The following is a 6,289-nucleotide window of genomic DNA, read 5'->3' as shown; positions in this document are numbered from 1 at the left end:
GTAAAGGTAAACTTTTTCGACTTTGGCGTCGGGACGCATCATGAGGTGCTGGCTCCAGAAAGAGATCGGGAGCGCAGCATCGGGCTTCAATGGGCGGCTTTGAATGTGTGAGTGATGGATCGGTTACGTCGCACGGGAGTCCGATTCATGAACATTCGCACGCTATTGCTCACCTCCGCCCTCGCCTGCAGCGCATTCGCCGGGCTGGCTCAGGCCAATGACACCAACGCTGCTACCCAGCCCGTTCCCTATCAGTACGGCATGCCGTTGCATGTGAACAAAGTGATTTCCCTGACCGAGCCACAGACTCAGCAGTGCAAGGTCATCACCGCCGACATGAAGTACATCGACAATGCCGGCAAGCCGGCGGAAATCACCTATCGGAAAATGTCTGACGCCTGCAACTTCCAGAACTGACAGAAGGCTCTGATTTGCGGCTTTGCGGTAGGCGATGAAGGCTTCGCGGGTTATGCTCGGGGTCCCTTCTTACTGCCGCAAGGACTCGCCATGCAGTTGTCGTTTCGCACATTGTCGATCATCACCGCTTCGTTGTGTTTTGTACTGGCGCTGGCCTGGGGCTTTTTCCCGCAGGTGTTGCTGGCGATCTGGAGCATTGAGTATTCGAGCGCTGTCGGGTTTGTCGCGCGGCGCAGTGCGGTGCTGTTTGCGGCGTTGGGGGTGATGTTTTATCTGGTGCGCAGCGCGCCGCCGTCGCTGGGTCGCAATGCCCTAAGCAACGGGTTTATCGTCGGTTGTTTTGGTCTGGCGGTGCTGGGGTTTGGCGAATGGCTGAACGGCCATGCCGGCCCCGGGATTCTGCTCGCGGTGCTGGTCGAGTTCGCGCTGGGCCTCGGCTTTGTGCAGGCCCGGCGCGTGACGGTCGAACTGGGTGAAACGGTGAGTTAAACGGCTCTTGATCGTGGGCTGTAATGCGACTGCGTGGTTTGTTGCGCCAGATCCGAACGCAGGCCGGCGATCAGGTCGTTGATCTCGCGGCAGCCATTCAGATGACTGGCGTCGATACCCGTGACGTGCAGATCAACCTGATCAGTCTGGTGGTCGCCGAAGACCTTGACGGTCATCGACAGGTCGGGCGACAGCGTGCATTGGCAGCGTTTCGGCAAAAAACTGCTTTCAATGATATTGCGTAGTTCCAAGGCAGACAGAAACATGGTGAACCTCTCCTTATTGATGAAACTGCCAATCAACTCTTCACGTTGACCGCTTTTGCTGCCCCTGCACGGGTGTGTCCCCGCTGATTCCCTGGTGCGGCAAACGGTTGTACGGCGAAATGCCCATTGGAGTGTAGGCGCCCGAAGCCGGTGCGCTGCACCAAAGCGACGCATAAAACGTGCCTTTCATCGGGTCATACAGCCTCTTTTGAAATCAAGCACTTGGCGCGGTGGCCAGCAGTTGGCCAGTTGCAAATTGCAAGATCGCCCCTCTTGGGCACTGCAATTTGCAAGTCGCCGCCGGTTTGCATTCATCGCTGATGACAGTGAGAATGCCCGACATCCACCCTACACCCGCCAGGAGGCTTTCATGGGTTCTTTACGCGCTCGCGCGACAATCGGTCTGCTCGTTGCCGGCCTGTCCACCCTCGCCCACGCGGCCAAGCTCGAAGACGTTGCACCCTATCCCAAGGCGGAAAACGGCTTCACCCGCCAAGTCATCTACCTGCCCAAACAGGATCAGGAAGAGAATTTCCAGGTTGAAGTGCTCGCCGGCAAAACCCTGGAAGTCGACTGCAATCGTCAACGTCTGGGTGGTGTACTGGACGAGAAAAACCTCGAAGGTTGGGGCTACCCGTTCTACCGGCTGGAAAAAGTCATCGGCCCGATGAGTACCATGATGGCCTGCCCACCCGGCACCGCGAAGAAACGCGCGTTTGTCCCGGTTGTCGGTGACGGCTTCATGCTGCGCTACAACAGCAAGCTGCCACTGGTGATCTACGCCCCGAAAGATGTCGAGGTGCGCTATCGCATCTGGTCGGCTTCGGACAAGGTCGGCACCGCCATTGCGGAATGACCTGAACAGGGAGCACCAACCTTGATTACTTGCCATGTGCGATACGTGATCGATCCGTACCAACTGACCGAGTTCGAAGCCTATGCCAAGGCCTGGCTGGGCATCGTCGAGCGCTTGGGCGGCACTCATCACGGTTATTTCCTGCCCTCCGAGGGCGCGAGCAATATAGCTTATTGCCTGTTCAGCTTTCCTTCGCTGGCCGATTACGAAAGCTACCGGCACATCGCGCTGACCGACCCGGAAAGCACGGCGCTGGTGGAATCGCTGGTGCAGAAGAAATTCATCGTCAGCTACGAGCGCAGTTTCCTGCGCCCACTGCTGCCCTGAGTGTAATCACGCCGGGACGCCGCACATCGCGGCGCGCTCGGCGACGTGGCGCAGGCTGTCGAAGTTGATGTTGGCGCCGGAGTCGACCGCGACGAAGGTCTGCTCGCGAACACCGCTGCGCGCCACGTATTGCTTGATGCCGGCCACCGCCAATGCTCCGGAAGGCTCGGTGATCGAGCGGGTATCGTCGTAGATATTCTTGATCGCTGCGCACAGCTCGTCATTGCTGACGGTGACCACCTCGTCCACGCAAAACCGGCACACCTCAAAACCATAAGCGCCGATCTGCGCCACCGCCACGCCATCGGCGAACGTTCCGACACTGGGCAACACAACGCGCGCATCCGCTTGCAGCGCCGCCTTCAGGCAGGCCGAATGCTCGGATTCGACACCGATGATCCGTACCTCCGGCCGCAGGTATTTGACGTACGCCGCGATGCCGGCGATCAGCCCGCCCCCACCGACCGGAACGAAGATCGCATCCAGCGGCCCCTGATGCTGACGGAGGATTTCCATGGCCACCGTGCCTTGGCCGGCGATCACCTCCGGGTCATCAAAAGGCGAGACAAAGGTGCGCCCGGTTTGCTCGGCCAGTTGCAGCGCATGGGCCAGGGCAAACGGAAAACTCTCGCCGTGCAGCAGCGCCTCGGCACCCCGACTTCGTACCCCAAGCACCTTGAGTTCCGGCGTGGTAGAGGGCATGACGATGGTCGCCGCGACCCCCAGTTCACGCGCCGCCAGCGCCACGCCCTGCGCATGGTTGCCCGCCGAAGCGGTGATCACCCCGCGTGCTTTCTGCGCATCGCTCAATTGCACCAGTTTGTTGTAAGCGCCACGGATCTTGAAGGAGAACGTCGGTTGCAGGTCCTCGCGCTTGAGCAGGATCCGGTTGCCCAGCGCCTCGGACAGCGCCGGTGCCGCTTGCAACGGCGTACGCACGGCGATGTCGTAGACCGGCGCGGCGAGGATCTTTTTCACGTACTGCTCAAGCAGGGTTTGCTGGTCGGGGCTGTATTTCATCGTCATCTCCGGGCGCTCTGTGTAGGAGCTGCCGGAGGCTGCGATCTTTTGACTTTGTATTTCTCAAATCCAAAGCAAGATCAAAAGATCGCAGCCTTCGGCAGCTCCTACAGGGAGCTTTCGTTGGTAAAACCCAGGAGACAGAAAATGAAAACCCGCCTCTAGGGCGGGTTGGGTGCTGCAGTCGTGAGCTAGCCCGCCAAATGAGGAATGGCGGTAATAATGCTTGGCTGGCAGCGCAATACGGTGGAAGTCATGGGCCTGAAATTAGCCCGGCCGCGCCCGGCGAGTCAATGGTTTATTTGACGCTGACGCTATAGGCTGGCGTCGGCCAAGTCACCACGGATCACTTGGCCAACCGCCGCAACCCGAACAACATCCCCCCGGCCCCCAACAACATCACCAGCAGAAACACCGGGTAGGAAATCCACCACGGCGTACCCGCCGTCATCATGCTGAATTCCGACATCCCGCCAATGCTCGCAATCAGGTTCAACGGCAGAAACACCACGTTGATCAACGTCAGTTTGCGCAGCAGATTGTTCATGCTGTTGTTCATCAAGTTGCCACGCGCATCGATCAACCCGGAGAACACCGTGGAGTAGATTTCCGCCTGTTTGTAGCATTGGTTGTTTTCGATGATCAGGTCGTCGATCAATCCGATCGCCTCGCTGCCAAAGTGCTGTTTTTCCGCATGATTGCGCAGCCGCGTCAACACCGCGCCGTTGCTGTGCAGGGCGTTGATGTAATAGATCAGGCTTTCGCTGAGGTTGAACATCTGCACCAGATGCTGGTTCTGCATCGAGGCGTTGAACTTCTGCTGCAGCTCGCGGGCCACTAGTTTGATCACCTTCAGATGGCCGAGGTAGTGATGGATGTTGTTGAACAGCAGATCGAGCAACACATCCAGCGGCGCATTGAGCGGCTGGCGCGTGCCGATGCCGTGCAGCGGCGTGTCATCGGTGGCGATCACCAGCAACTGACCGGGCGCAAAAAGCAGGCCGCAGGACGACACCTCAAACGCCAGGCTGCCACCGCCGGAATAGTTTTCCGGGCGTTTCCAGATCAGGAACAAGTGGTCGGGGTGAAACTCGATTCGCGAGACTTCGTCCGGGTCCAGCGCCGAGGCCAACGCGTGTTCGTCGACCTTGTAGTGGCTGTGGAGCAAGTCACGCTCGGCCGCATCGGGATTGCTGAACAACATCACCTCGGCGTCCAGCCGCTCGACCCGCTGCAACGCGCCATGAGTCAGTGCGAAGCTGCTGATCATCGGCGCTTCACCAGGCCTGACCGCGACGCTTGAGCTCTAGCCGTCGCACGAACTCCTCCAGCACCAGTGAATACAGGTCGTCCTGCAAATAGGCGTCTTCGATACCGGCGTCGAGGTTCGGGTTGTCGTTGACCTCGATCACCACCACTTTGTCGCCGGCCTGTTTCAGGTCCACGCCGTAGAGGCCATCGCCGATCAGGTTGGCGGTCTTCACCGCCAGTTCCACCACCGCTCGCGGCGCCTCGTGAACCGCCAAGGTGCGACACTCGCCGTTAACGTCCTGGCCCTTGGCTTTGTGGTTGTAGATTTGCCAGTGGCCCTTGGACATGAAGTACTGGCAGGCAAAGATCGGTTTGCGGTTGAGCACGCCGATGCGCCAGTCGTACTCGGTGTAGAAAAACTCCTGAGCCAGCAGCAATACCGAGTGTTCGAACAGTTCGGCGGTGGCCTCCAGCAGCGCCTGCTGGCTTTCGACTTTGATCACTCCGCGAGAAAAACAGCCGTCGGGGATCTTCAACACCAGCGGAAAACCGAGGCGTTCACCGACCCGTTCGAAATCTTCCGGTCGTTCCTTGTAGAGAATTTCCGTGGCGGGCATGCCCAATTGATGGCTGTTGAGCAGGTCGGTCAGGTAGACCTTGTTGGTACAGCGCAGGATCGACGTGGGGTCGTCCATCACCACCAGGCCTTCGCTTTCAGCCTTCTTGGCAAAGCGATAGGTGTGGTTGTCGACGCTGGTGGTCTCGCGAATCAACAAGCCGTCGTACTCAGCGATCCGCGCATAGTCCTTGCGCTCGATCAGCTCGACGTCGATGCCCATGCGCTTGCCGACCCGGACGAAATTCTCCAGTGCCTTGGCGTTGGATGGCGGCAAGGCCTCCTGCGGATCGTGGAGGATCGCCAGGTCGTAACGCGCCACTTGCGGCGAACGTGGCGCCCGCCAGACTTTACGGCTGAAACCGTCCAGCGCATTGGCGAACTGATCTTCCTGATCGTCGCGCAACTTATGCAGGGCACCGGACTTAATGCCTTCGATGTGCCAACCGTTAGTTCGCCGAAACTCAACTAACAGAATCGGGCACGGAAACACTTCAAACAATTGTCGAGCCAGATCCTGCAGCGGTTCGATATGCGTTTTGCCGAAGTAAAGCGTCAGGGTGAAACCTTCGGTATCGCTGTACAGATGATGACTAAGGGCTTTTTCCAGAGTTTTGTCGAGGTCGTCCAGTGCCAGACCGTAAAGCGACTTTTTCGTCAGTTCACTGATGGTGCGCACCGATGGAATCACCTTGTGGCCGCGGGCTTCAGCCAGCAGTGAGCAGTAGTAACCGTGCCCCAGGTACTTGTAGCTGCGGCACAGATTGATCACCTGCACCCGCTTGCCCGGCTCGTTGTCACGGGTTTGCTCGAGGTATTCCTGAGCGGTGACGATGTCCTCGCTGGGGAAGTACGAGGCCCAATCTTCCTTGCGTTCGACGATGATCAACACTTGACTGGAAGTTCTGATGGCTGGATTTAAAAAAGTTGCCGCCGGCAAACTTTGCTCGGATACTTCGCGCCAATGACCCTGTACCGCTGACATAGAGATTGATCCGTTGGAGAACAAGACCATTTCTATTAAGCACGAAGTTTTTCGAAAGTCCC

The 6,289-nt window shown here is 58.5% G+C and carries 7 protein-coding genes and 1 pseudogene; 4 read left to right on the top strand and 4 right to left on the bottom strand.

Translation table 11 applies throughout. The features are described 5' to 3' along the window. The first annotated feature begins 147 nt into the window (after positions 1 to 147). The gene (locus tag L6D63_RS27165) at positions 148 to 417 is read left to right on the top strand and encodes a DUF2790 domain-containing protein (protein ID WP_047294637.1); all 270 of its coding nucleotides are present in this window, start codon (positions 148 to 150) and stop codon (positions 415 to 417) included. A gap of 90 nt (positions 418 to 507) precedes the next feature. Further along, a complete protein-coding gene (locus L6D63_RS27160) occupies positions 508 to 906 on the top strand; it encodes a hypothetical protein (protein WP_095669088.1) in 399 nt (132 codons plus the stop codon). Here the strand turns inward: L6D63_RS27160 and L6D63_RS27155 are convergent. Beyond that, the gene (locus L6D63_RS27155; RefSeq protein WP_047294641.1) at positions 903 to 1,172 is read right to left on the bottom strand and encodes a DUF1652 domain-containing protein; all 270 of its coding nucleotides are present in this window, start codon (positions 1,170 to 1,172) and stop codon (positions 903 to 905) included. The two genes, L6D63_RS27160 and L6D63_RS27155, sit on opposite strands and share 4 nt — an antisense overlap. Before the next feature lie 370 nt (positions 1,173 to 1,542). On the opposite strand from L6D63_RS27155, the gene eco reads away from it, so the two are divergent. Next, positions 1,543 to 2,028 carry a serine protease inhibitor ecotin gene (gene eco, locus L6D63_RS27150; RefSeq protein ID WP_047294643.1) on the top strand — a complete coding sequence of 162 codons (486 nt, stop codon included), beginning with the start codon at positions 1,543 to 1,545 and terminating at the stop codon, positions 2,026 to 2,028. Between the two features lie 21 nt (positions 2,029 to 2,049). Continuing rightward, positions 2,050 to 2,355 carry an NIPSNAP family protein gene (locus tag L6D63_RS27145; protein ID WP_003225174.1) on the top strand — a complete coding sequence of 102 codons (306 nt, stop codon included), beginning with the start codon at positions 2,050 to 2,052 and terminating at the stop codon, positions 2,353 to 2,355. Positions 2,356 to 2,379: 24 nt separating this feature from the next. Here the strand turns inward: L6D63_RS27145 and ilvA are convergent. The 3 genes and pseudogenes from ilvA to L6D63_RS27130 all read right to left on the bottom strand — a co-directional run. Next, a pseudogene (gene ilvA, locus L6D63_RS27140) lies at positions 2,380 to 3,381 on the bottom strand (threonine ammonia-lyase, biosynthetic); the annotation flags it as partial. A gap of 340 nt (positions 3,382 to 3,721) precedes the next feature. Then, positions 3,722 to 4,645 (bottom strand): magnesium transporter CorA family protein, encoded by a 924-nt coding sequence (locus tag L6D63_RS27135; RefSeq protein WP_041064381.1) that lies wholly within the window; start codon positions 4,643 to 4,645, stop codon positions 3,722 to 3,724. A gap of 7 nt (positions 4,646 to 4,652) precedes the next feature. Next, positions 4,653 to 6,227: a RimK family protein gene (locus L6D63_RS27130; protein WP_095669085.1), complete on the bottom strand. Its 1,575-nt coding sequence runs from the start codon at positions 6,225 to 6,227 to the stop codon at positions 4,653 to 4,655. Positions 6,228 to 6,289: the final 62 nt, after the last annotated feature.

The sequence above is a fragment of the Pseudomonas parakoreensis genome, assembly GCF_021602155.1.
GTDB classification, from domain to species: Bacteria; Pseudomonadota; Gammaproteobacteria; order Pseudomonadales; family Pseudomonadaceae; genus Aquipseudomonas; species Aquipseudomonas parakoreensis.
Note: the sequence above shows the minus strand (reverse complement) of the source record. Positions and strands in the feature narration are given on the sequence as shown.

What these genes read in the sequence shown, in the direction of transcription:
- L6D63_RS27165 (WP_047294637.1), top strand. Translation starts at nt 148, where the DNA reads ATGAACATTCGCACGCTATTGCTCACCTCCGCCCTCGCCTGCAGCGCA.
- L6D63_RS27130 (WP_095669085.1), bottom strand. Translation starts at nt 6,227, where the DNA reads ATGTCAGCGGTACAGGGTCATTGGCGCGAAGTATCCGAGCAAAGTTTG.
- L6D63_RS27135 (WP_041064381.1), bottom strand. Translation starts at nt 4,645, where the DNA reads ATGATCAGCAGCTTCGCACTGACTCATGGCGCGTTGCAGCGGGTCGAG.
- eco (WP_047294643.1), top strand. Translation starts at nt 1,543, where the DNA reads ATGGGTTCTTTACGCGCTCGCGCGACAATCGGTCTGCTCGTTGCCGGC.
- L6D63_RS27160 (WP_095669088.1), top strand. Translation starts at nt 508, where the DNA reads ATGCAGTTGTCGTTTCGCACATTGTCGATCATCACCGCTTCGTTGTGT.
- L6D63_RS27155 (WP_047294641.1), bottom strand. Translation starts at nt 1,172, where the DNA reads ATGTTTCTGTCTGCCTTGGAACTACGCAATATCATTGAAAGCAGTTTT.